Here is a 24,565-nt window from a genome sequence, read left to right as displayed (position 1 = left end):
GAACCGTCTTTCGCCTCTCTTTCAGAGTGGCTTCAGACTCGCCCAGCTACTCTCTCCCTAAGGGGCAAAGCCCCAAAGGGAGAGATGTGTGCTGGTTCGTTCTTAACACTATATGTAAAAGCTCGGATTTTTTCCGCTCATTGTTTGTTGGAGGTGAATGCTCTGAAAATCGAAAGCTACTTTTTCTGGCTTTGATATCTATATTTGCAATCGTATATAGCCTTTTTCACTTTCCATATACGCGTTTGGCAATCGTATATAGCCTTTTTCAGTTTCTATATATGCGTTTGGCAATCGTATATAGTCTTTTTCAGTTTCTATATATGCGTTTCTCTAGCACTGTTTTTCTATTTTTTATATGGGTGTGAACTTGAATATCAATTTAAATAACTATGGAATCTGCTATAAATAAACGTTATACTAATGTTATAGATTTCACATAAAATATTACTTGAGAGGAAGATTAGCATGAAAATCGTTATCATCGGTGCATCCTTTGCTGGCGTGAGTGCAGCTATTGAATCAAGAAAACTCTATCCTGATGCAGAAATTATACTCATTGAAGCCCAAGATAAAATCGGATATATTCCAAGTGGGTTAAACATGTTATTAAATGGCGATTTACCTAGTTTAGATGAATCCTTTTTTGTTAAAGAAGATTATCTTTATGAACAAAACATTCAACTACAATTAGGAACGCGTGTTATCAGTTTATTTGCGAATGAAAAGAAACTCATTACGGCCCATATGCGTTACCAACGTTCTGTGAGCTATGACGTTTTGATATTAGCTATGGGATCAAGGCAAGCTGATAATTTATCGAAGTCGTTGAATAGTACGCAAATTATTACAACAAAAGATTATGTGAGTTCTGCACATGCTCGACGTGTTGTTGAATCGGCACAAAACTTAGCCATTATTGGCGGTGGCCAAATTGCGATTGAAACAACGGATGCGCTCGTGAGTGTTAACAAGCAAGTGACGATTATTGAAATGCGTGACCAGTTATTACACAATTACTTTGATGCCAATTTTGTTAAGGATATCCAAAGTATTATCGAATTCACGGCTACTGAAGTATATTTAAATGAAAAAGTTACTTCTATAGAAGTCAATCCCCTTAAAATCACGACAGATAAACAAGAGTTATACCCTGATGCAATCCTCTTAGCAACTAGCTTAATTCCAAATTCTGAATTGGTGAAAGATATTGTTGAATTAAACGATAATGGGACAATAAAAGTGGACGAATATTTAGAAACTAGTGTCCAAGATATTTTTGCAGTAGGTGATTTGATTCAAACACCTTTTGGTCAAGGACAACATCAAGAGTTCGTTGCACTCATCAACAATGCGGTTCGTTCTGGTCAGATTGCGGCTTTGAATTTAAAAGAAAAGCGTGTGAAACAATCCCATTCGGTACGTGTCATGGGTACGAAAGTATTTAATCATTATATTTCTAGTGTGGGTTACACTTATCAACAAGCACAAAAATTATATGATCCACTAGAAATTACGGTCCAAGTTCCCTACACCTTAGATGATGATACACCGGTTGTTCTTAAATTAGTTGTTGAGAAAGAAAGTGGTCTTATTCTAGGGGCACAATTCCGTTCTAGAGCCGATATTTTAAGCTATACAAACTTTATGGCCTTAGCGATTCAAGATGGTTTATCCGATGTTGACCTCGCTTTTAGAGATCGACTTTATTACCCACGGGAAATTTCATTAAATACGGTCATTTATGATGCAGCCCTAGCGTGCTATCGTAAACGTGCATTCCCCCATCTATTTCCTGAGACGGTTGATAGTCAAGAGGAAATTATTGAGGAAACAATTAAAACAGCCTTTAACGCTAAAAACCATATGGACAAAAGCCCAGTACCAATGACTTCTACAGTATCTGAATTTAAGTTACCAAAGAAATTTGATTAACTGAAAAAAACATACAAAAACCGTAAGCCTCTGTATCGACCAATCAGAGGTTTACGGTTTTTTTGTTTAGTAGTTTTTTCGATCTTGATGTCTCAGTGTTCGCTTCAGTTCATCTCTCAATGAAATCCAAGCATCGATTAAGCTTTTAATATCTGAGTCCGATTCACTCTTTCTTTCCTGACGAAATAAATTATCTGCTTCTGTTTTTAATTGGACTAAATCTTTGATATAACTCGATTTATTATTCAATATAGCCGTCGCAATTTCATCATAGGTCATCACGGAAATTTCATCTAATACTTGTTTTAAATCAATCTTTCCTTTTTCCAAAATCAGATTCCTTTTGTTTATTATATTGTATCGTTTAATCATTCATCGCTTAGTACTTGTTGTTACAAAATCACTCGCTTCCATTAGATAAAGACGCTGCTTAATTTGAAATCTGTTCAAACCTAGTTTTCAAATCAAAGGGAAAGGAAAATTGGTTTGCCTCATCTTCAAGATACTCCAAATCCTCTGCTTCCCGCTCCTCAAGTGGAAGGGACATGACATATGGAGAGAATGTCGTCCCATTGATGCGGCTATTTTCAATATCGAGTGTCATCAATCTCATCCATCCATTACCCCCTCTTACTTTCCCTTGGAAATCGACTGACGTCATAAATACATCATTGCCATAGGCGTTCTTCAGTGTACCATAATCCGAACCGGTAAAGTGGCCGTTAAGCGTCATGAAAATCTGATTATATTCTTTAAATATCTCCCACTGCTTTTGTGTTTCTTCGCCAGATATTTGAACTTCGCCGGAATGATCATTCTTTCTTGGCCTAATAAAATCATGTTTTAAGATGATTGTGGGTGTTTTTGAATATTGCTTCAAGATGTCTTGAGCCCAATCCAGAGTCTCATCACTAGGAAGCCAATCAAGAGCTAATACCATAATCTGATAGTCTTCAGCAGCTATAAAATGGTAAGTGTTATAGCCATTTGGGCTAGAGCCTCCAAAAGTAGACATTGATGCGAATCGCTCAACTGGAAAATACTTGGGGTAATTTTCAAGTTCGTTACGCATATCATCGTAATAAGCGACATCTTCGACGCCTATCCGTGAATAGTCTACATCATGATTCCCGGTGACGATGGCATAGTTAATCTTTGCTTCCTCCAAAATCTCCATGACATTAGAGGCACTCTCCCATTGGGAAATATTATATGCTTCATTGACGATATCACCCACATGAAGTACAAAATCAATATTTTCGGATGCTTGATTTTCAGCAATCCAGCTGGTCTGACTTTCGAAGATTTCAGGCGAATATTTCGAATACAGTTGCGTATCAGGTAATACAGCAAGCACGATGTCCGAAGGCCATTCTTTTGTTTCAGCATAAGTTATCTGTGTCACTCTAAAAAACTGACTAGTGAAAAATACTAAGATGGCAAATATGCAGAGATATTTATTTGAATTTTTATTACGAAAAGACATAAAAACTCTCCTTTTAACTTTTATTATTCTATGGTGTATGCTTGTAATTCTTCTTTCAATTCTTGATATACACTAGCACTAGCAATAATAAAATCACTATAATCCGTTATTTTTAGAGGCTCACCTGCAAAATTGGACATCGTTAAACCCAGTTCTTCCGCAAATAAAATAAATGGCGCAAAGTCCCAAGGACCACCAGCCGGATTGATAAAAGCCCCGAGATTGCCTGTTATTGTTCTTGTGCCATCTACAGCGGAAGAACCATAATAACGTATATCAAATGCTTTATTAACAATTGTCTCTAATAGAGATGTATTGAAGTTCTCTCTAATACCAATGGCTATTAAAGACTCTTTTAATGTAAGATCTTTAGGCTTAGCTAGTTTATGATGATTGCAATAGACACCATAACCTTTGATAGCATAATACAAATGTCCACTATCAACTAGATAGACATAGGATAAGGCTGATTTGCCATTTTCAAAATATGCTAGCATAATCCCGTAATCTGTTTGTTGTTTAACGAAATTTGTCGTCCCATCAATGGGGTCAATAACCCACACATGATCTGTTAACCTATCGACTTTACCTGTCCAGTTCTCTTCCCCAATGATTTGATCGTCTGGATATTGTGTTTGAATGGCTTGATTAATATGTTCTTGAACGGTTTTATCGACAACTGTAACAAGGTCGCGACTGTGTGCTTTGGTTTCCACCGCTACTTTAGTTGAAGCTTTGATGATGTCGTAGGCTTGACTGATAATCGCTAATGCAAAGAAGTGTTTATCCTTTAATGTCATAATCCATCTTCTTTCTTCAACAAGCGTTCATCTCTATATTGATTTAAGAAGATTGGCCAGTGCGTAATAATCGCGTTAGCACCGTCCTCTAACATTTGTCCCCAAGCTATATCTTCTCCTTCAAATAAAGATGTATCATCTGTTAAACCATAATGTAATGGATTCTCAACACCTAAATGTTCTGCGTTAGCAACTACCAACAAACCTTCTTTGGATAAGTTTGACAACCAATGGGCTTCCAAGAGGTTATTGTTCTTTTCTTTAATAACCAGCTCTACCCCAATAATGTTCAGGTTGGGACAGTCGTTAACAATTTGATAATATTCTTCCTGCGACTCAATAATCGGAACAAAGGCAATATTAGTATCCATCATATTCAGTTTTTTAATATTTTCAATTTGGCCAAAACGCGCTTTAATAAATAGTTGTGCCACTTTTCCGGACGCATGAATGATGTCAAAGAACTTGTTATCACCATAATAATTCCAAGCTCGATCGACATTTATTAAATAATCTTCGGGTAACCAATCTAAGAAAGCATCCAATCTTTCAATATGATAACCCGACACCCCGCCTACCGTGTTATAGGTATCAAATTGATCAATTTCTACTGAAGTATATTCAGTAAAATCTTTCTCTTTTCTTAACAGCTGGTGTTCATAGGTGTTATGGAAAAGATAATATTCATCATCTTTGGTTTTGCATACATCGATTTCAGCAATATCGGCACCAGCACGATGCGCTAATTGGATCGATTGTCGTGTATTTTGAATGACATTTCCTGCCCAAAATCCGCGATGGCCGATAATAATGAATTCTTTTTCCTTGAGTATTTGTGAAAATCTGTTTCCTTTAAGCATAAAAGCACCTCGAATCTACGAATAGTTATTTATTTTGCTTTTTTTCTTTGTAAACCATCTGAACCGCGACCATACACATAGTATAAGGTGATAGCGTTAATTACCATTATAATCACAGAGTAAACTAAGTTAATTGCCCGCGCATCGATTGTTGCTTGAGGATCGGCATTATTTCTAATAACAACCCCTAAAGTAGGTGCACCTGGCTGGTAAAGAAACGCTGAAATATCATACTCAGATAAGTTTGAATTAAAGTTCAAGGCAAATAACGCCAGTAATGTTGGCAGGATACCAGGAATAATAATTTGTAAAAAGGTTCTAATTCTTGAAGCTCCCAGATTTTGTGATGCTTCTTCTAAATTAGAGTCAAATGAATATAGTGCGGCTTTTATATATCTTAAAGTTGATGGTAGCAAGGTTAATAGATACACTAATGGAATGGCCCAGCTGCTTCCAACAATGACTTGGTTAAACATTAAAGGGTTTGGCGAACTATACGACATAATTAAACCTAAAATCATTAACAATGTTGGTAATAAAATGGGGATATAAAAACCAAACTCAAGATTCTTAATCCATTTATTTTTTGACCGTATGACTAATCTGGCTACCATGACCATATAAATAACTGAAACGAGTGATGCAATGGCTGAATAAATCACACTTCTTAATAAAGGTCCATAATTGGTTGGATTTAAGATAACTGACGAATAGTGTTCCAAAGTAAAAGAATCAAAACTTAATTGACCACTCCCAATAGCTGCTGTATCCATAAATGAGAATAAGATAACCGAAATGAATGGCAAAACATTGATGATCAAAAGAATATAGGCAAAAACGTGTGTCAAAATATTCAATAATTTATTAGAAATTGTTTGTTTCTTAATTTTTGTTTTTGTTTTGGCAATACTTAAGTAATGTCCTTTGCGTTCATAGTAGGTTATCACAACTAACATAATGATTTGGAAGAAACCTAAAAAAATTGACATAACGGCGGCTAAGTCTCGTGAGGCGGGGCGATTAGCAAATGTTAAAATAAGGGGTGAAATCGTTTGAAAATCTCTTCCACCGACGATTAACGGTGCCGCAAAGGCGCCTAAACCAGCTGCAAATGTATTCACAATCAGCGTCAATAAGGTTGGTTTTAACATTGGAAGCACAACATTTCGTAAAGTCTCCCAGTTAGATCCACCTAAATTTTGCGATGCTTCAATCACACCGTTATCTAAGCCGTTCACCGCATTACGTAAATAAATCATATGACCTGATGTTGTTGCAAAGGTTTGAATGAACAATACCGCCCAAAAACCACTAAATGAATAGTTATCTAAAAACGGTAAAAAGTTTTTTAATAGTGTTGTCAAGGTTCCTTCATCACCATAAACCAGTACATAACCGTTAACTAGTATAACCCCACCAAAGATGAGGGTATTCATATAACCCACCCGTAATAGTCTTGAGCCTTTAATATCAAAATACTCCGTTACTAGCACTTGGAAAATACCAATAATATTTGAAGTAACTGTCATGGTGATAGCTAGAATAAAAGAATTTTTAATAGCGTTAATTGCTCGATCAGACCGCAAAATTTGCTGAATAGCACTAAAATCAAGGGTGCCATCTGGGAAAAAAGTTTCGGCGATTAAATTAATATTGGGATAAATAAAAAAAGTGATTAAAAACCAAATAATAAATATTATGAACAAATAGGATGGTAAATAATACAGAAACTCTTTTTGATTAGATTTTTTAATGACTTTCGACATACTATCCCTCCTATACTTCATACTGCAAAATGTCATCAGGTTTTAAGAAAATTTCTATTTCCTGAAATTCATTGATTTGACCGGGATTTGTATTTTTTTCGAGTACTTTTAGTTCCGTTCCAAGTATATTAACTGTATACGTTGTGGTAGCACCTGTATATTGGATACGACCAATCCGTCCCATGAGAGAAATATATTCTTTACTATCAGTGGGTTTGTTAAATGCCACTTTTTCTTCCCGAATGTAATGACTCCCATTGGTAATTAAGCGGTTGGTATTGGATAAACTAATGACTTCACGGACAAATTCTTTGCTTAGTTTGTTAGCATTACCAATGAAATTACACACAAACTCGGTAGCTGAACGATCATAAACTTCTTGTGGAGTTCCAATTTGTTCAATACGGCCTGTCCCGAAAACAGCAATATGATCAGATAGCTCTAAGGCTTCTTCTTGATCATGGGTAACATAGACGGCTGTCATTTTAGTTTTTTCTTGGATATCTTTTAATTCTGCTCTTAATTGTTTTCTAAGGCGTGCATCTAAGTTTGATAAAGGTTCGTCAAATAAAATAATTTTAGGTTTTTTCGCTAAAGCACGTGAAATCGCAACCCGCTGTTGTTGTCCCCCAGAAAGTTCAGAAACATTCTTGTCAAGTTCATTCGTGATTTCAACCATTTCGGCTAATTCGCGCACTCTAATATCAATATCTTTTTTGTTCATTTTTTCAATTTTCAATCCATAGGCAATGTTGTCGTACACAGTCATGGTTGGAAATAATGCATACGATTGAAAGACCATACCAATATCTCTTTTTTCAACGGGTTTATTAGTAATATCTTCGTTGGCAACAATAATATTCCCACGGCTTGGTTTATTAAAACCAGCGATAGCGCGTAAGGTGGTTGTTTTCCCACTTCCTGATGGTCCAAGTAAAGTGAAGAATTCACCTTCTTTCACATGAATATTAACATCATCAACAGCAATAAAATCATCATATTTGATTTGTAAATCATTGATTTCTATCATTGGATGTCACCCTTCTTATTAGATTCTCATTTAAACACTTGTAAAAAAAAAGAGGAGCACCTCCTCTTTTTTTTTTATTTTTAACGACTTACTAAAAAGGAATAATCTCTAATTCGATTTTTTCAATCCATTCAGATAAATATTCATTAACAAATGACCAATCTACATCCATTGGCACAAATTGAGAAACTAATTCTTGTGTACGTGGATTCAATGAACCTTGTGCAGCTTCAAGTACAGGAACTGTACCAAATTCTGTTGCCCATTCGCCTTGAACTTCAGCAGAACCGAACCAATCAACAAACTCTTGTGCAACACTCGTATCAGCATCGGCACCTTGATTAACGATGGCAACTTGTTCTCTAAATGTCATAATGCCTGTTTCAGGAAGTAATGGTGTCGCTGTGAAACCATACGTTTCTTCTGCTTCTGCAATACCAGATGAATACCAGTAATCAATGGGCTTAGTTCCATCGGCAAATAATGTTAAGTTATCTTCACCTTCACTTAATTCGTAAGAATTAGTGATAAAAGCTTCTACTTGTGCCCAACCCTCTTCAGAAATACCTAATTCACCCGCATCATCTCTGTATTGGAGTAATAATGATAATAAAGCTTTTTGATTAGTGTTTCCCCCAAGTGAAAATGGTGCACGATATAATTGTGGGTAATCGGTTGCTAATTGTTGAATGGTTTCTGGTGCTGGATCAACAAAATCAGCATTATACATAAAGAATACATGTTGCTCGACAAGTGGATAAAAATCACCGTTTTCACTTGTAACTGTGTTTTCTGGTAATTCAGCTGCCCAAATAGGTTCATAAGCAGATAATAATTCATCTTCACTCATGCGGATAAAGAAACTTTCATCTAAACCAAATACAACGTCTGCTTGAGGTGCAGATTTCTCAGCCAAAACACGATTATAAATCTCATCCCCACCTGCTGAAACAAATTCTAATTCATAGCCAGCTTCACTAGCCTTAGCCGCCAACCATTCATCTCGACCATTTGAAACTGAATTAGAGTAAACGACTAGATTCTTAGCTTCTTGAGCACTAACTGATGTAGCTGCCAAACCTAAACCATTCACTGCAATAAGTGCCGCTAGTGCCATAGAACCTACTTTACTAAAACTTCTTTTACGCTTAGAAAACATTCTTTTTCCTCCTAGAAAAAATAATAGTGAATCTAATTTAATAATACTTTTTTTTTTTTTAATATAACGTAAATTTATTGTAAAGTTTATGTAAATTTGCCTTTTCTTTGTGAAGTTCAATCTTTATTGAAAAAAATATCGCGAAATTTCAAATCTTTATGAGAAATAATTAACCAAATTCTAATGTTTCTTCCTTATTCTTTCGAATAAAAACAGCCCCTATAAAGGGAGCAGAGCTACATGACTCTGTCCACTTTATAGAGGGCTAAATGCACATCGTGTTGACGGCTGTTCAGTCAACTATCCACGCAGATATTTATTAATAAAGTTCATAAATAACATCAAAGCGATTGGCTTCGGCATCAATTTGCGCCTTATTCCCAATGACAGCCAGCGTGCTATTGTCGAGAACTGCCGCATAGGCAGCTGCCTTTTGATTAATTTCTTCCATGGTTGTTGCAATTACTTCTTCTTTTAATTGTTTAAATTCCGCAATGGTCGTCCCCGTTATTTCTCTAACAAAAGCAATATACCCTTTATCATAAGCAGAGAGCGGTTGATCAAGTTCGTTAATTGTTCCAATCACAATTTTGGTTAACTCGGTTTCCGTTAAATCCGTCTGCTCCAAAAAGTTAGGAATTTTAAAGTAGGCATCAATTGTTTTACCGACATTAGGATCACGGTAGGAACTCAAAACAAAATTACCCGTTCGACTTAGACTATGCATAGCGCCATAAGCGCCACCCATCACCCGAATGGTATTCCATAAATAATCATACCGCAATAAGGTCGTCGTCACATTGGTTGACCCATTATATGGTATCCGTTGCTCCGTTTTAGCCGCTAAACCAACATAATTCACATCTTGGGCTGTCACAAACGCTTCTTTTTGTCGAACACCAGGCTCATACGTCACTTTTTCCGTAATAGGCGCTTGTTTCAAGTCTTTAAGTGAATTTTGCACGTTATGCTTAATCAATTCAAAACGCTCTTTAGATCCAACGAACAACACATTGAACCGTGTCGCATTCGCTAACCGCGCAAAGTTCTCGGTCAACCCCCCAATAAATATCTCTGCTTGATTGTCTTTTATCCAGCGTCGTGCTTGTTTCAGATAATTAAAGAAGTCAATGCCGCTAGCATATTCTTGTAATTTGGTGGAAGCCGAAACTTGACTTAAGGCACGGCTAGCAGCCAAAGCGTGTGATGAGCGCTCAATCCGACGTTCAAAACCTGCTAGATAACTTTGAATCAATTTGAGTATTTCATTCACATCGGTGAATTGTGTATTCAATAGAATTTCAGCCATTAAATCGGTTAGTTTTTCTAACGACCCTTCTAAGGCTTTGCCTTTTAATACAAAGTACGGTTTAACTTGACCATCGGTTGCTTCAAAGATGGATACAGAACCTATAATTCCACCCGTATGTGTATCAATTTGAGTTTGTAATTCTGAAGCGGTATAATTTTTTGTATCTAAATGGCCGATCAAACGACTCAAAATGGATAAGACAGGGTAGGATTCAGCTGGAATATCTGATAAATCAAGGTAATAACTTAAATAATCAATGCCAGACGTAAATTCATCAGCATGATAAAAAGTCATTCCACCCTCTTGGTCAATTGTCTTAATTGGATTTTGATGCACTTCGGCGGATAAATCTTCGCGGGTTAACGTAGGAATCGTCGCTAAAGCCTCGGCTGTGTCCGACGTTTCTTGCCGTTGAATTAAGGATTGTGTTTCCTCAACTAATTGGTTTACTTCTTCAGTTGTTAAAGTGTTTTTATATTGTTGCAATTCTTCATTCAATTGACTTTCTAGGCGATCATTTTTTCCAGGGTCCGCTGTTAAGGCGATACTGATACGATAATCATTATTTAATAATTTATTTTCAATCAGTTTTTCGAAATAATCATTTTTAGCCAATTCCCGCACTTTTTCAATACGTTCCGAAAAGTCAATCAGTAAATAAGGCGATTCGCCATAAGGCCAGGTTGAAAATGCTTTGATGGAATTAATAACACCTCTAGGTTCACTTTCAGTAATCGTGCTTTCGCGTAAATCAAAGGCGACTGAATTGAGTGACGCTTCAATTAATTCTTTAGGAATTCCATTTTTGACTAAATCCAACAAGGTAGAATGAACCACTGTTTTAAAGTCCTCTAAGCGCTCAACCGAAGCATTTTTAGCATTGATAGTAAAAGCATTAGGATAGCCTATTTCAGTGAAACCACCAGAAATAGCTTCACCAATCTCTGCTTCTAACAAAGCCTTTTTCAAAGGCGCTTGATTATTTCCAAGTAAAATTTCTGATAAGACTTCTAAGCCAAAGTTATCTAAGTCTTCTTCAACCGTGGAAACATGCCAAGCAAGGGCTAAATAATCTTTACCTGTTGGATCATCACCTTCGGTAATTGAATAAGTGTCTTTTATGTCCGTCACTTCTGGCTTAGAAACGTCTATTTTTAAATCAATGGTTTCTTCGGGTTTTGTTTTACCATCAAAATATTCGGCTAGTGCATTAAAAGCAAGGTCTTGGTTAAAATCACCATAAAATACGGTTAATGAATTGCTGGGATGGTAATATTTATTATGAAAAGCAACAAATTCTTCTTGAGTTAGAGAAGGTATCGCAGCAGGTAGCCCACCGGATTCATATTGATAAAAGGTGTCGCGGTAAAGTTGTTGCTTCATATGATTATACACCGCTCGTTCCGGAGATCCCATCGCACCTTTCATTTCATTGTAAACGACGCCTTTATAAATCAGATCGTCATCTTTATCTTCTAAATGATAATGCCAGCCTTCTTGTGCTAAAATTTGAGGATTTTCTAAGAGTTTTGGTTGAAAAACGGCATCAAGATAAACGCTAACCAAATTCTGGAAGTCTGAATGGTTGGTTGACGCTACCGGATACATGGTTTGATCGGGGTAGGTCATTGCATTAGTGAATGTATTTAAAGAGCCTTTGATGAGTTCAACAAAAGGTTCTTTGGTGGGATATTTATTTGAACCATTTAAAACGGAGTGCTCAATAATATGAGCAATGCCGTTATCGCTGTATGGTGGTGTTTTAAAAGAGATGTTAAAGGCTTTATTAGGATCATCATTTTCAATAAATAAAACCTTTGCGCCAGTTTCTATATGTTCATAAATTTCGCCATTTGATTGAATATCTTTAAATTGGTGTGTATCAATTAACTTAAATGTCATAGAATCCTCCTATAATTGGCTATAATAACGCTATTCTATCACAGTTTGACATGGAATGTTTAGAAAAACACTTTTTTTATTAATTTAACATGAATTCAAATGTTTGAATGAGAATTCCTCAAATATTGGCTTAGATATTCTCATGATATCATCTATAGATTCTTAGCAGATTATCAAGACCAAAATGCTAATAAATGTTAAATTAAGTATATAAGAAATCCAAAGGGGGCATTAATTTGGTAGCTGTAGAAATTTTATCGAGACCGTCTAGAAAAAATGAAAATGCGCAAACTGCAATTATTGAAAATTGGCATGGTTTATATCGTCGCGACTCCCGTTTCCTTTATACTGAAGCCACATTGATTTTACCTAAAAAAATGCGTAAAGTTAGCAAATAATCTTTCTCACCTATCAATTACCCGTTTTATCAATTATTATTTATTTATTCTATCAGCCAGACACTTCGGAGTGTCTGGTTTTTTTCTTGTCTTATATCGTTTTTTTATGAAACCGTTATTAAGCAAAGATATTTCGAATTAGAGGTTTACATTCATTCAAATACATATTATAATTTATACGTTGTGAAAAAGATATTATTCATTTTATTAAAGGAGAATTTTAATATGGCAGAATTTAAAGAAGTAGTTAAAAATCGTCGCTCAATTTATGCTTTAGGTAATGAAAGTGACTATACGGTTGAAGAAATTGTTAACAATATCCGTGAGACACAAAAAGATGTTCCTTCCGCTTTCAATAGCCAAACATCTCGTTTAGTTATTTTAACGGGTGAAGCTAACGACAAATTTTGGGATCTAATTTATAATGTTCAAAAAGATGTTTTAGATGAAGCGACTTGGGAGTTCATGTCACCAATTATGGTGGGTGCTAAAAACGGTATCGGAACGGTCTTGTTCTTTGAAGATCGTGATGCTGTAGCTAAAATGCCAACTCAAGGTCAACGTACTGAAGCTTACAAACAAAACAACTCAGCTAACTCTCAATATGCTACTTGGTTAGCTTTAGCTGATATGAACTTAGGTGGTTCATTACAACACTTTAACGTTGGTTACGAACAAGGCTTTGATAAAGCAGTTCGTGAAATGTTCGACTTACCAGATTCATATGAAATGATCGCTCAATTACCATTTGGTTCAGTTGCTCAACCAGCTGGTGAAAAAGAGTACATGGATTCTGAAGAACAAGTACGTTTAATTAAATAATTTAGCGTTTATCAAGCTAGTGCAGATTGGCCATTGCCGATTTGCGCTAGTTTTTTTTGTTGGGGTGAGGTTGGGGGTCACCTTGGCAATGTGGTGTACTTTAACTTCTGAGGTGGCAGAAGTTAATGTGTTTGGGGAACACTTGTACTTCTGAAGTGGTAGAAGTTAAAGTGTTTGAGGAACGCTTGTACTTCTGAAGTGGTAGAAGTTAAAGTGTTTGAGGAACGCTTGTACTTCTGAGGTGGTAGAAGTTAAAGTGTTTGAGGAACACTTATACTTCTGAAGTGGTAGAAGTTAAAGTGTTTGAGGAACACTTGTACTTCTGAGGGGTTAGAAGTTAAAGTGTTCGGCAAACGCTTGTACTTCTGAGGTGGTAGAAGTTAAAGTGTTTGAGGAACACTTATACTTCTGAGGTGGTAGAAGTTAAACCTAACATAGTATTCTATAACCCTGGCTACCAAAAACACTTAATGACAACCTAAACCAAGATTATCATTAAGTGTATTCGGGTTATTTATTATCAGGATTTCTAGTATCATCAACTCAACCACCCATGACCCTTAGCGATATTTACGGCATCAATGCGTGATTGTGCCCCAGTTTTACTTAAGATAGAAGAAATATAATTTCTCACAGTGCCTGAAGCTAGAAACAAGTTATCAGCAATGCCTTGAGTCGTCAAACCTTCAGCAATCTTACGCAATACGTCAATCTCGCGCTCCGTTAAAGGGTTTAAATCTGACCGCAACATATGTCGCACCAATTCAGCGGCATAAATCGTATCACCTTCGAAGATATTGTGAATGGCTTGAATCAGTCTTTCCGTAGGATTGTCTTTTAACAAGTAGCCATCGACTTCCGCTTTGACTGCCCGTTCAAAGTATTCTTGTCGAGCAAAGGTTGTTAAGATAATTATTTTCCCACTGAAATGTGTTTTTCGAAGTTCTTCTGCAATTTCTAAGCCAGTTATCTCTGGCATTTCAATATCTAAAATAACTAAGTGGGGCTGATGTAATGTAATTTGTTGCAAGGCTGTTTTTCCATCCAAAGCTGATCCCACAACCTCTAAATCATCTTCTAAATTTAGAATGGATGTCAGGGCCGTATTTAACATTTCTTGATCTTCGGCAATACATATTTTAATCACATGCTTCAACTCCTCTACTGGAATGACTTAATTTTCTCGAGGAAGTGTAATCGTAATAACTGTCCCAGAATCACTTTTAATCGCAAACTCCCCTTCAAGTGCTAGAACGCGATTTTCGATCCCCTTCAAACCAAAACCATTATTGGTCTGTATTTTTAAACCAACTCCATTATCCATTAAACGAAATTGATAATTATCTGGCTTCAATTCAAACTGATAACTCACTTTATTGGCTTGACTATGGCGAATAATATTGGTCGTCCCCTCTTTAATGACGGCAGCTATCACATGTTGAACCTCAATCGGCCACTGCATGGCTTCCGGTTCCCCTGAAATGGTTGTTACCATATCCAATGCTTTTAACGCATGCGACGCTTCAACCATAGCCGTTGCAATCGTTCGTTCATTTAAATTAGCTACAATCTCTCTAACCACGTTTAAATTTGACCGCGACATTTCAGCAATGTCGGTAATTTCTTTAACAGCCGCTTCCGGATTTTTGGCGACAAGCTTAGCTGCCAACTCCGCTTTTACCGCCATGGTCGAATATGACTGCCCCATTGTATCATGCAAATCTTGTGCAATCCGGTCCCGTTCACCTTGTTTAATAATAGTCATTAACCGATTATTATCCATGTTGAGCTGTTCGACCCGTTGCTGTTCCTTATAAATCGACCGCGCCATGATAGGGGATACATAAACAAACGCCAAACCAATCGAAACCCACAACCAAATATCACTGATTTCATCCAATCCCAACCAAATTGACATGATCGAACTTACAGTCACCGCCACATAATACCAGACACAATAGCGTTTAAACGTCTTTTGACTAATCATCCAAAAACTAAACAACCAAGCCGGATAGATAAACAAACTCGCATACCCTTTATAAAGAGTAAAAATCACTCCCATCATTAAAAGCTTAATAACAGTCACATCTGTTTGCTGTTCTTCCTGAAACCCATCCAAATACCATTTAATAAATACCCCCAAAAACACGAGCATAACCCAATCCAATGGCTGGCTAAAAGGAAACATGCTAATGACTAAGGGAATCAGGTAGATTAAATAAAAGAATGGGACCATGCCAAAACTTCTGTTAGGGTTATTTTTGGCAAACCAATTAGACATTTTTTTCACCTCAATCAGAGCGATTAAATTAACTGGGCTTCACGTCTCTTCAATAGTAATTGTAACACAAAGATGAGTGCAGCAAGTAGTATCGTCCATATCACAACCCCTATTACCATATCCCACGCTATGATACTGTCATGAATCCATTGACGATTCAACTCTGCTATCTGATAAGTCACCAAACCTTTACCAATCGTTTGTAAAAAGCCAGGCATGTAATCTAAAGGCCACCATAAACCTCCTAAGATGGCTAAAGGAAACGTCAATAAGTTACCAACAATATTCACAACCGTCGGTGTACCACCATAGGAAACTAAGACACCTATTAAACCAAACGGTATCATCCCTAATAGATTAATGACAATCGTGCCTAACCATTGGATTGGCGTCAGGGTAACTTGGTTAACTATCAAAGCCGTTATGCCTAAAAGGACCATCAAGAGTATATAAAAAGGAATATAAACAAGCACTACAGTTAAAACATATTGCCATTTCGGTGTTGGACTCAATTCAACAAATAAATCAAAATGATTCATATGATCCACTAGCAAAGCATTCCCCACCGTAATAATCGAAGTCATCAAGACCCCATATACCAACATCGAAATCAAATAATCCTTTTGCCATGCAATCATCATCTCGTCCGTCATCGGAAACGTAAATATACTTGTATACAACACGTAAAAAAATAAAGGGAAAATCAATGTAAATATCACTGAACGTTTGTTGCGCAACAACAGTCGCTTAACGTTGATATTTATTTGGGTGTTAATGTTTTTCATGGTTTTCATCCTCTCGACTGAAATGTCTAAACAGTGTCTCTAACGGTGTCTGTTGAATGCTCAAATCTTGAATATCATCAAGAAACGGCACCAGCTGCTTGACAACTTGATTCACTTCTTGCGTAATTAGGGTGTAGTAATGGTCTTGCTGAAACAAATTCGTCAGCGGTTGAATCGTTTTGAAATGATCCATGGAAAGCTGACTACGAAACGCAATCGTCCCCTCCCCTTGTATCTTCCGCAACGTATCAATCGACCCGTCAAAAGCAATAACCCCATCCTGTAAAATAAATATCCGCGTCGCAATGTCTTCTAAATCCGCTAACTGGTGGCTTGTAATAATGATGGTCTTGCCGGCTTGCTTTAACTCGGCAATAGTTTGCCAAAGGCGATAACGCGCGCGACTATCCATATTAGCTGTTGGCTCATCCAGAAAAATCAAGTCAGGATTTCCAACGAGGGCTAAAGCAAAACTTAGGCGCCGTTGTTGCCCGCCGGAAAGTTTGGACATTAACAAGTCGGCTTGATCATCTAATTGGGCAATATCCATGGCCGCTTCAAAGGTGAGTGGGTCTTTATAGTAACTGCGACTGAGTTCGATGACTTCTTTAACCGATAGGCGGTCGATGATAATGTTATTTTGTAACATTACCCCAGTTCGGTTTTTAACTTGGCCTTCATTGTATTGGTCGTCGAATAGCGTTACATTTCCTTCTGACGGAGTAATAATCTTGTTAATAATGTTAATGAGGGTTGATTTTCCAGCACCATTCTCACCTAACAACGCAATTATTTCGCCACTTTTTACTTCAAAGGTGATGCCTTTGAGTACCTGCTGTTTCTTGAACGATTTTTGCACATTTTGCACGCTGATCATTGTCTGAGTCATCTTTATCACTCCTTTGATTAAAGTATAGTTGGTTGTGGAAATATGCGGTAGACACAGCTAACATGACTTCGTATGATAAATGTCATGTATTAGAATGGCAGTTGTCGTAAACAATTGACTTGACCTGCTAAATGTCGAGCTAGGACAGCGAGGAGGCTGGGAGTTAAGTCTAATGTGTTCGGCAAACACTTGTACTTCTGAAGTGGTAGAAGTTAAAGCGTTCGGCAAACACTTGTACTTCTGAAGGGTTAGAAGTTAATGTGTTCGGCAAACACTTGTACTTCTGAGGGGTTAGAAGTTAAAGTGTTCGGCAAACACTTGTACTTCTGATGGGTTAGAAATTAATGCGTTCGGCAAACACTTGTACTTCTGATGGGGTAGAAGTTAAAGTGTTCGGCAAACACTTGTACTTCTGATGGGGTAGAAGTTAATGTGTTCGGCAAGCACTTGTACTTCTGAGGGGTTAGAAGTTAATGTGTTCGGCAAACACTTGTACTTCTGAGGGGGTAGAAGTTAATGTGTTCGGCAAACACTTGTACTTCTGGTAGGTTAGAAGTTAATGTGTTCGGCAAACACTTGTACTTCTGGTAGGTTAGAAGTTAATGTGTTTTAAATTTAGATGTAACACCCCATTACTCACGCCAACAAAAGTAAGCGGTAAATGTATTACCGTAAAATAGGCTACAATAAGGTTAATCGGTCATGAAATCAGGTGCTTAATGACCGATTAGCTTTATTTGATCGCCTTTCACTCCCAGCTTACAAAGAGCGGTTGTTGATTGCGATACTTCAAGGCTATAAAAGGCTGATTCTCTTCGATGAATCATCACAATTTAAGATTTTTACAGGAAACTCTAATTTAAAATGATTTATCTGGCCACTGCTATCCAAGCTATGACCCGAATAAGCGTTTGCCAAATCATTATTGTGATTTCTTCTAGAGGTGGACTATCATAGACTGACGGTCACCTACTTCCTGCTCACAACAAAAAACACCAAGCCTCGCAGACAATATCATCTACGAACCTTGGTGCCACCCCAACTAAACTTAATTACCAACCAGCTTTATCAATCGGATTCTCAGCCAACAAATCAAACAAATGCCATAGAATGCCAAAATTATCACTCTCACCAAGAGGCGCTGTACGAGTACGAGAAATCTCACCCTGCGCATTTTTAACAAAGACCGAGATACCCGGCTGATAATCGCCATCGCTATCTCTAAATCCCATAGCCTCAGCAAATGAATTCTCACTTACAGAAACCATCGGCATCGTCCAACCACGACTTTCTCTAAACTCAGTCTGAACAACAGGTACATCGGGAGAGGATAAATAGAATCCTACATACTGGCTAACCAACGGCGCAACAGCATTAAAGCCATCAGCCCAAGCTGTACAATACCGACAACTTTTTCCCATATTGTGAACAACAATCAACTCATCAAAATCCCCAAACATATCAAGCAAATGAATTGATTCCCCTTCAGAGGTCTTAAACGCATAATTTTCAACGACTTCCGGAGTTAACTGAGCGCGTAACTTTTGCAACTTTTCATAATTCTGATAGATATCCATTTCTAATGCCCGAATCTCACTTTTCACATCACTCATCTTTCACACACTCCTTTTCCAAGTTGCCCCTAATTTACCAAAAACGACTTTCAAAAAGCAATCAATCCCCCTTACCCCTCAAATAAATATCACCCTCCAAAAACCCTAAGCAAAAAAACCGAACGGTTAAATTAAAGTCGGACACGCCAACCATAATTTAACCGTTCGGTTTATAATTAAAACTACACCAGGAAGGACTCGAACCTTCATCTTCAGCTTAGGAGGCTGGTGCTCTATCCCGTTGAGCTACAGGTGCATAACGGAATAATTTTACCGTAAATACCTCCTACTTTCAAGTGACTACCCTATTCTTCAGCAAAACTTTCAATATTTTTGCGTATCATCGTTATATGCAACCCAATCGGAAAACTAATACTAACCAAAATAATAACTAAACCTAAATACTGGTAGGTATACATAATTAATAAATACATCAAAATTGGAATCCAAAAAGTCTTATAAAAGGTCCACACATTAAAATAGAAAGCCAACTGAAACACCTGAAACAAACTAATCTCTGGATAGAACAAATAAGCAACATAACAATTAACATTATACGTATAAAGAAATAAGATGAATAACCAGATCAAATAATACATCACCATGGATTGGCCAATATTCAATTGGTTGATTGTCAACACAAATAAAATCGACACTACATGAAATAATAAAATAGGAATCGTCTTTACAACCGCTGACTTATAATACGCCCAGAAAGACCGCGCCACACTTGCATCTTTGTAATAAATAACTTTCACCAAAGCAGACATGGCTGCTCCAATTGTAAAAATAGGCAAACTAGCTACAATGACTAACACATTCAGAATGATTAACCGATATAAAGTAAGACTAAATTGATAGAACTTGGAATCTTGACTGAACATATACGCCCCTCCCTCCTACACAGTAAAATAAAACAACGATTCTTGTAAGTCAATACGTTCGAAGAATCGTTGTTTCATGAGTTGCAATGATATTTATTTAAAAAATAACTATTAGTTGATTGAGTAGTCATCCCCTAAACGTTGCAAGTTTTCAGCGATTTTGTTATTACGATACTCGACAATTTGTGAATAGCCATAGTTTTCACGACTCGCTAAGTAGCTATCCCAAACGGCACGGCCTTCTTCAGCTGTACCAGATTGAATAAAGGCTGCAAGGGCTTGAACTCTAGCGGTATTTAATTGAACTAAATTACGTTGTTCTGAACCTGTTTTTGGATCCCAGTCCTCTAGTTCAAAGCGTGGTGCAGCGTATGGATTGTTAAAATCAACCATTTGGCGAATGGATGTTGCTGGCACTTGCCCCATAGACATTGCATAGTTGTCATCTAAAGTAAACCAGTATGAACCTAAACCTACTGTTTTATCAAATGTAGCAATATCAGAGTTACGTAACGCTTCCGTTTCTTCAGTGTATTCAACTTGACCATCAACTAAGTTGTAAGTTTCGCCTTCGATACCAAAAGCAGCAACCATTGTTCCATAATGACTCGTTAAATAAGTAATTAATTCCATAGCTTTTTGTGGTTCTTGCGTATCATTTGTAATAAAGGTTTGTGTCCAACCACCAATACCACCACCATTAAAAGTAGGATCATCACCATTAGAATTTTTAGGTCCATCAATAGCAATATAAGTTTGTTCAGCATTACGTGCAGTGTTTGTTGACATAAACTCATTTAAGCCTTTAGTATTTGTATGTAAATAAGCAAAGTAACGACCTTGCGTCATTTTTTCTTTCATGGTGTTATCATTGTCTGAGAATTGATCCGAGTTCATTAAACCTTCGTTATAAGCTTGGCGGAATGTTTCTAACCATGTAATATACTCTTCATCGCTATCGCGGTCATAGTATTGGCCATCAACCGTAGTTGGAATGCTTAAAAAGTCTTGTAAGATACCACCAAAGGCACCATCACCGCCATTAGACATATCTAAAGCAGTTCCTGCAAATGGTACTAAGGCTGTTCCATCATCAGATGTTGGCATATATTCTCTTGCATCACGTAAGGCTTGTAAGAAGCCTTCAGGGGTAGACATATCTGGGCTACCAATGGCTTCATAAATATCTTGACGAACAATAAATACTTGGTCAGCTTGGATATTCCCTGCTTCATAGTCAGCAGCTGTTGTAGAGAAGCTTGGATAACCATAAATATTACCATCTTCAAGAGTATACCAGTTAATTGTTTCAGGTTTAGCGGCTTCTTCTAAGAAGTAGGGATCATATTTTTCAGCTAAAATATTTAATGGGATTGCAAAAAGTGGTGCTTCGGTTGCGATGGTTAAGTTTTTATCAAACGTCATGATGTCTGGTAAATCGCCTCCAGCCATCATTGTATTTAGATTTTCATCATTCCCAGCGATAAATTCCACTTCAATATTCATATCTTCTTTAATTTTACGCGTTACAACGTCAACACCCCAACCGGGTTGTGCATACCAATCAAAGTTAACATACCAGGTTAATTTAGCCGGGTATTCCGTATCACTTTGCCAGCTTGGTACTGTTGGATCTGGCTCAAAACGAGCATCAGGTAAATTATAATCTTGTGCTGAAACTGCTGGAGTAAATGCACTAAGTCCCAATGAAGCGAAGGTCAAAAGAGCTGCTGAAAAAATTCTTGCTTTTTTAAATGCCATAATAATAAAACTCCTTTTTATTTATTATTCTTTGATTGAACCTAAAGTTAAACCTTGAACAAAATACTTTTGCAAAAACGGATAGATAATAACGACGGGAACGGTAGTGACAACCATTGTGGCTAGTTGCAAAGATTGCGAGGTTGTATTGCGTACAACGTTTGCACCTAAAGCAACATTAGGCGACAAATTCTCGGAAACAATGCGGAAGAGCAACATTTGCAGTGGATAGAGTTCACGATTATCCACATAGATATTAGCGACCATATAATCATTCCACTGATAAACGCCGTGGAATAAGGCGATTGTAGCTAACACAGGTAAAGATAATGGAAGGATAATCTTAAAAAATATCACTAAAGGATTAGCTCCGTCCATCATAGCTGATTCTTCAAGCGAATCAGGAATACTTCTAAAGAAATTCATCATAATAACCATGTCGTAGAATGAAAATGCTACTGGAATAATATATACCCAGAAATTATTTAACAAACCTATTTCTTTAAATAATAGGAAGTTTGGAATCATCCCTCCACTGACATACATGGAAATAATCCCCATATTAATATATAGTTTGCGTCCAACCAGATCACGTTTTGACATACCATAGGCAACGATTGCCGTCACGGCCGTATGGATAACAACCCCAATTAAAGTCTTAGCAACGGAAATAACAAAAGCGCGATAAATGGCCGGGTCTTCAAACACCGTATAGTAACTCTCTAAAGAAAATACGCGAGGCCAAAAATAAATCCCCCCTCTAACCGCATCCGTCGCATCATTAAACGATAAAGCCACAATATTCCAGAGCGGAATGGCAATAATAGCAACAAAGAAAATCATAAACACACAGTTTAAGAGGTTGAATACTTTATTATCTGAAAATTTACGTTTCATCATATCCTCCTCTAGAACACTGATTCGTCAGAGATTTTTTTGGTAATGAAATTAGCCAAAACAATCAAGATCAGTGAAATGACCGACACAAACAAACCGATAGCAGTGGCGTAAGAGAAGTCACCTAAACGAATCCCCATGCGATACACATAAGAATTAATAACTTCAGAGGCTTGGAAGTTCACGGGATTTTGTAAAACTAAGGTTTGATCCAAGTTTGACCCTAACAAACCACCCACGGACAAAATCAACGTTAAGGCAATGATGTGACGAATTGAAGGAATGGTAATATGGATAATTTCATCCCACTTAGTCGCGCCGTCAATTTTAGCGGCTTCATATAAAGCCGGGTTAATCCCTGTCATAGCTGCGATATATAAAATGGTATTCCAACCAATTTCTTTCCAGATATCTGAAATAACGGCAATTGCCCAATATTTATTGGGATCTGTCAAAAACCGAATCGGTTGTTCAATTAAATTCAAATCCAGCAAAATATTATTAACCAAACCATTTTCCGACAACCAAGTGATAAACATCCCACCTAAAATAACCCAAGATAAAAAGTGCGGCAGGTAAGAAATCGTTTGAACAATTTTCTTCATCCGTATAAATACGATTTCATTTATTAACACCGCTAAAATAATAGCGGCTGGAAAGCCGATAATTAGTTTGTAAAAACTAATGCCGATAGTGTTTTTTAATACATTGTAAAACATCGGGTCCCTTAAAAACTCACGGAACCATTCCAAACCCACCCAAGGAGCGCTACTAATCGTCCCTAAAACCGAGTAATCTTTAAACGCAATAATGATTCCATACATGGGTATAAAGTTAAAAATAACCATTAAAATAATGCCCGGCCATACCATGAGTTGGTAAAAACTTTGATTTTTAATTTTTTCCCAACTGTAACGCCGTTTTTTCACTGTTTGCTCTGCCATCAGACTATCCTCTCCTTTATTGCTTTATCGTAATACTCTTTGACGACTCTCTCACTATCAAGCGTCCGGGCAACTCAATCGTTTGTCCTTCGGTTTTCCCTTCAATCAACTTAATCAAATGATCAACAACCAATTCACCTTGTAAGTTAATTGGATTATAAATCGTCGTTAAACGAGGCTTAAAGTATTGCAAATAATCTAAATCATCGAAACCAACCACACTCATATCATCTGGCACACGCAAACCACTTTCTTCCACTGCTTGAATCACACCTACGGCACTTAGATCATTTCCAGCAAAAATAGCCGTCGGCAAAGCCTCACGATTCCGCTTAATAAAATTTTTCATTTCAATATAGGAAATATTTTGCGCAAAATTACCTTGCAGAATCAAGCTTTGATCAACTGCAATACCCGCTTCAACTAGGGCATCAGTATAGCCACGCATCCGCTCATCACTGTCATAAATCCCATCAAAGCTCTTCACAAACCCAATTTTCCGATGGCCTAACTGAATGAGATACTCCGTCATCTCCTTTCCTTTTTGATAGGAATCAAAAATCACGCTACCAATCGTTTCTGCTTCAATCGCCCGATCAATAAAGACCGTCTTGATGCGATAATCTTTCAACAATTGGATGATTTCATTATCAATTAAATCCACAAACCCAATTAAACCATCCATCGAATGACCTAAAATATTATTGATTAGCGTTTGCCGGTCCGTCGAAAGAAAAATATTAAAGCTATACCCTCGTTTACTGACTTCACGCGCCATCACATCGGCTAAATTGGCAAAATAAGGCGCCGCAATGCTCGTTGTAAAGAAACTAATTGTATTCGTTTGCCCAGACTTTAATTGTTTACTCGCCCGATTCGGAACATAATTAAGTTGATTTGCCGCTTCAATCACACGTTTTTTTGTTTCCGGCGTGACAACCGGACTATTATTTAACGCCTTAGAGACCGTCGCAATCGACACCCCGGCCAGTTTAGCCACATCATGAATCGATGTCTTTTTCACCCCAACCCCTCCTCTTC

The 24,565-nt window shown here is 37.2% G+C and carries 21 protein-coding genes and 1 tRNA gene; 3 read left to right on the top strand and 19 right to left on the bottom strand.

Annotated elements, in window-relative coordinates; genetic code table 11:
* Positions 1 to 468 precede the first annotated feature (468 nt).
* The gene (locus tag NRE15_RS13545) at positions 469 to 1,935 is read left to right on the top strand and encodes an FAD-dependent oxidoreductase (protein WP_313793394.1); all 1,467 of its coding nucleotides are present in this window, start codon (positions 469 to 471) and stop codon (positions 1,933 to 1,935) included.
* A 66-nt stretch (positions 1,936 to 2,001) separates the two neighbouring features.
* Here NRE15_RS13545 and NRE15_RS13540 read toward each other — a convergent pair whose 3' ends face one another.
* The 8 genes from NRE15_RS13540 to NRE15_RS13505 form a co-directional block, all read right to left on the bottom strand.
* A complete protein-coding gene (locus tag NRE15_RS13540) occupies positions 2,002 to 2,265 on the bottom strand; it encodes a hypothetical protein (protein WP_313793393.1) in 264 nt (87 codons plus the stop codon).
* Positions 2,266 to 2,365: 100 nt separating this feature from the next.
* Positions 2,366 to 3,421 (bottom strand): metallophosphoesterase, encoded by a 1,056-nt coding sequence (locus NRE15_RS13535; RefSeq protein WP_313793392.1) that lies wholly within the window; start codon positions 3,419 to 3,421, stop codon positions 2,366 to 2,368.
* A gap of 23 nt (positions 3,422 to 3,444) precedes the next feature.
* Entirely contained in the window at positions 3,445 to 4,221 is a 777-nt protein-coding gene (locus tag NRE15_RS13530) for an inositol monophosphatase family protein (protein ID WP_313793391.1), read from the bottom strand.
* Positions 4,218 to 5,081 carry a glycerophosphodiester phosphodiesterase family protein gene (locus NRE15_RS13525; protein WP_313793390.1) on the bottom strand — a complete coding sequence of 288 codons (864 nt, stop codon included), beginning with the start codon at positions 5,079 to 5,081 and terminating at the stop codon, positions 4,218 to 4,220. Before NRE15_RS13525 ends, NRE15_RS13530 begins: the two co-directional genes overlap by 4 nt.
* Before the next feature lie 29 nt (positions 5,082 to 5,110).
* Positions 5,111 to 6,847 carry an ABC transporter permease gene (locus tag NRE15_RS13520; RefSeq protein ID WP_313793389.1) on the bottom strand — a complete coding sequence of 579 codons (1,737 nt, stop codon included), beginning with the start codon at positions 6,845 to 6,847 and terminating at the stop codon, positions 5,111 to 5,113.
* A gap of 10 nt (positions 6,848 to 6,857) precedes the next feature.
* Entirely contained in the window at positions 6,858 to 7,877 is a 1,020-nt protein-coding gene (locus tag NRE15_RS13515) for an ABC transporter ATP-binding protein (RefSeq protein WP_313793388.1), read from the bottom strand.
* A gap of 91 nt (positions 7,878 to 7,968) precedes the next feature.
* Positions 7,969 to 9,036 carry an extracellular solute-binding protein gene (locus NRE15_RS13510; RefSeq protein ID WP_313793387.1) on the bottom strand — a complete coding sequence of 356 codons (1,068 nt, stop codon included), beginning with the start codon at positions 9,034 to 9,036 and terminating at the stop codon, positions 7,969 to 7,971.
* A gap of 319 nt (positions 9,037 to 9,355) precedes the next feature.
* Positions 9,356 to 12,250, bottom strand: a complete 2,895-nt coding sequence (locus NRE15_RS13505) for an insulinase family protein (protein WP_313793386.1) — start codon at positions 12,248 to 12,250, stop codon at positions 9,356 to 9,358.
* 236 nt (positions 12,251 to 12,486) lie between these two features.
* Here NRE15_RS13505 and NRE15_RS13500 point away from each other — a divergent pair, with 236 nt between their 5' ends.
* Together NRE15_RS13500 and NRE15_RS13495 are read left to right on the top strand one after the other, a co-directional pair.
* Positions 12,487 to 12,648, top strand: coding sequence for a hypothetical protein (locus NRE15_RS13500; RefSeq protein WP_313793385.1), 162 nt, complete (start codon positions 12,487 to 12,489; stop codon positions 12,646 to 12,648).
* Positions 12,649 to 12,873: 225 nt separating this feature from the next.
* Positions 12,874 to 13,470: a nitroreductase family protein gene (locus tag NRE15_RS13495; protein ID WP_313793384.1), complete on the top strand. Its 597-nt coding sequence runs from the start codon at positions 12,874 to 12,876 to the stop codon at positions 13,468 to 13,470.
* A gap of 538 nt (positions 13,471 to 14,008) precedes the next feature.
* On the opposite strand, the gene NRE15_RS13490 is transcribed toward NRE15_RS13495, so the two are convergent.
* The 11 genes from NRE15_RS13490 to NRE15_RS13440 form a co-directional block, all read right to left on the bottom strand.
* Positions 14,009 to 14,617 carry a response regulator transcription factor gene (locus NRE15_RS13490; RefSeq protein ID WP_313793383.1) on the bottom strand — a complete coding sequence of 203 codons (609 nt, stop codon included), beginning with the start codon at positions 14,615 to 14,617 and terminating at the stop codon, positions 14,009 to 14,011.
* Between the two features lie 27 nt (positions 14,618 to 14,644).
* Positions 14,645 to 15,751, bottom strand: coding sequence for a sensor histidine kinase (locus NRE15_RS13485; protein WP_313793382.1), 1,107 nt, complete (start codon positions 15,749 to 15,751; stop codon positions 14,645 to 14,647).
* A 23-nt stretch (positions 15,752 to 15,774) separates the two neighbouring features.
* Complete coding sequence (locus NRE15_RS13480) at positions 15,775 to 16,536, bottom strand: ABC transporter permease (RefSeq protein ID WP_313793381.1); 762 nt, start codon at positions 16,534 to 16,536, stop codon at positions 15,775 to 15,777.
* Positions 16,523 to 17,425, bottom strand: coding sequence for an ABC transporter ATP-binding protein (locus NRE15_RS13475; protein ID WP_313793380.1), 903 nt, complete (start codon positions 17,423 to 17,425; stop codon positions 16,523 to 16,525). The genes NRE15_RS13480 and NRE15_RS13475 overlap by 14 nt, the downstream gene beginning before the upstream one ends.
* Before the next feature lie 1,052 nt (positions 17,426 to 18,477).
* Entirely contained in the window at positions 18,478 to 19,038 is a 561-nt protein-coding gene (locus tag NRE15_RS13470; protein ID WP_313793379.1) for a DUF899 family protein, read from the bottom strand.
* A 183-nt stretch (positions 19,039 to 19,221) separates the two neighbouring features.
* A tRNA-Arg gene (locus NRE15_RS13465) sits at positions 19,222 to 19,294 on the bottom strand.
* Between the two features lie 49 nt (positions 19,295 to 19,343).
* Entirely contained in the window at positions 19,344 to 19,922 is a 579-nt protein-coding gene (locus NRE15_RS13460; RefSeq protein ID WP_313793378.1) for a DUF624 domain-containing protein, read from the bottom strand.
* A 111-nt stretch (positions 19,923 to 20,033) separates the two neighbouring features.
* Positions 20,034 to 21,683, bottom strand: coding sequence for a type 2 periplasmic-binding domain-containing protein (locus NRE15_RS13455; protein WP_313793377.1), 1,650 nt, complete (start codon positions 21,681 to 21,683; stop codon positions 20,034 to 20,036).
* Positions 21,684 to 21,707: 24 nt separating this feature from the next.
* Complete coding sequence (locus tag NRE15_RS13450) at positions 21,708 to 22,583, bottom strand: carbohydrate ABC transporter permease (protein WP_313793376.1); 876 nt, start codon at positions 22,581 to 22,583, stop codon at positions 21,708 to 21,710.
* A gap of 8 nt (positions 22,584 to 22,591) precedes the next feature.
* Positions 22,592 to 23,524, bottom strand: a complete 933-nt coding sequence (locus NRE15_RS13445; protein WP_390887154.1) for an ABC transporter permease — start codon at positions 23,522 to 23,524, stop codon at positions 22,592 to 22,594.
* 16 nt (positions 23,525 to 23,540) lie between these two features.
* A complete protein-coding gene (locus NRE15_RS13440) occupies positions 23,541 to 24,548 on the bottom strand; it encodes a LacI family DNA-binding transcriptional regulator (RefSeq protein WP_313793375.1) in 1,008 nt (335 codons plus the stop codon).
* Between the last annotated feature and the right edge of the window lie 17 nt (positions 24,549 to 24,565).

This window comes from Fundicoccus culcitae (genome assembly GCF_024661895.1).
Lineage (GTDB): Bacteria > Bacillota > Bacilli > Lactobacillales > Aerococcaceae > Fundicoccus_A > Fundicoccus_A culcitae.
This window is presented reverse-complemented; position numbering and strand designations above follow the sequence as displayed.

Bases quoted from the DNA above. Each gene is read 5' to 3' on its own strand.
- NRE15_RS13480 (WP_313793381.1), bottom strand. From the start codon at position 16,536: ATGAAAAACATTAACACCCAAATAAATATCAACGTTAAGCGACTGTTG.
- NRE15_RS13510 (WP_313793387.1), bottom strand. From the start codon at position 9,036: ATGTTTTCTAAGCGTAAAAGAAGTTTTAGTAAAGTAGGTTCTATGGCA.
- NRE15_RS13455 (WP_313793377.1), bottom strand. From the start codon at position 21,683: ATGGCATTTAAAAAAGCAAGAATTTTTTCAGCAGCTCTTTTGACCTTC.
- NRE15_RS13525 (WP_313793390.1), bottom strand. From the start codon at position 5,081: ATGCTTAAAGGAAACAGATTTTCACAAATACTCAAGGAAAAAGAATTC.
- NRE15_RS13515 (WP_313793388.1), bottom strand. From the start codon at position 7,877: ATGATAGAAATCAATGATTTACAAATCAAATATGATGATTTTATTGCT.
- NRE15_RS13495 (WP_313793384.1), top strand. From the start codon at position 12,874: ATGGCAGAATTTAAAGAAGTAGTTAAAAATCGTCGCTCAATTTATGCT.
- NRE15_RS13460 (WP_313793378.1), bottom strand. From the start codon at position 19,922: ATGTTCAGTCAAGATTCCAAGTTCTATCAATTTAGTCTTACTTTATAT.
- NRE15_RS13475 (WP_313793380.1), bottom strand. From the start codon at position 17,425: ATGACTCAGACAATGATCAGCGTGCAAAATGTGCAAAAATCGTTCAAG.
- NRE15_RS13530 (WP_313793391.1), bottom strand. From the start codon at position 4,221: ATGACATTAAAGGATAAACACTTCTTTGCATTAGCGATTATCAGTCAA.
- NRE15_RS13535 (WP_313793392.1), bottom strand. From the start codon at position 3,421: ATGTCTTTTCGTAATAAAAATTCAAATAAATATCTCTGCATATTTGCC.
- NRE15_RS13545 (WP_313793394.1), top strand. From the start codon at position 469: ATGAAAATCGTTATCATCGGTGCATCCTTTGCTGGCGTGAGTGCAGCT.
- NRE15_RS13445 (WP_390887154.1), bottom strand. From the start codon at position 23,524: ATGGCAGAGCAAACAGTGAAAAAACGGCGTTACAGTTGGGAAAAAATT.
- NRE15_RS13470 (WP_313793379.1), bottom strand. From the start codon at position 19,038: ATGAGTGATGTGAAAAGTGAGATTCGGGCATTAGAAATGGATATCTAT.
- NRE15_RS13505 (WP_313793386.1), bottom strand. From the start codon at position 12,250: ATGACATTTAAGTTAATTGATACACACCAATTTAAAGATATTCAATCA.
- NRE15_RS13485 (WP_313793382.1), bottom strand. From the start codon at position 15,751: ATGTCTAATTGGTTTGCCAAAAATAACCCTAACAGAAGTTTTGGCATG.
- NRE15_RS13520 (WP_313793389.1), bottom strand. From the start codon at position 6,847: ATGTCGAAAGTCATTAAAAAATCTAATCAAAAAGAGTTTCTGTATTAT.
- NRE15_RS13450 (WP_313793376.1), bottom strand. From the start codon at position 22,583: ATGATGAAACGTAAATTTTCAGATAATAAAGTATTCAACCTCTTAAAC.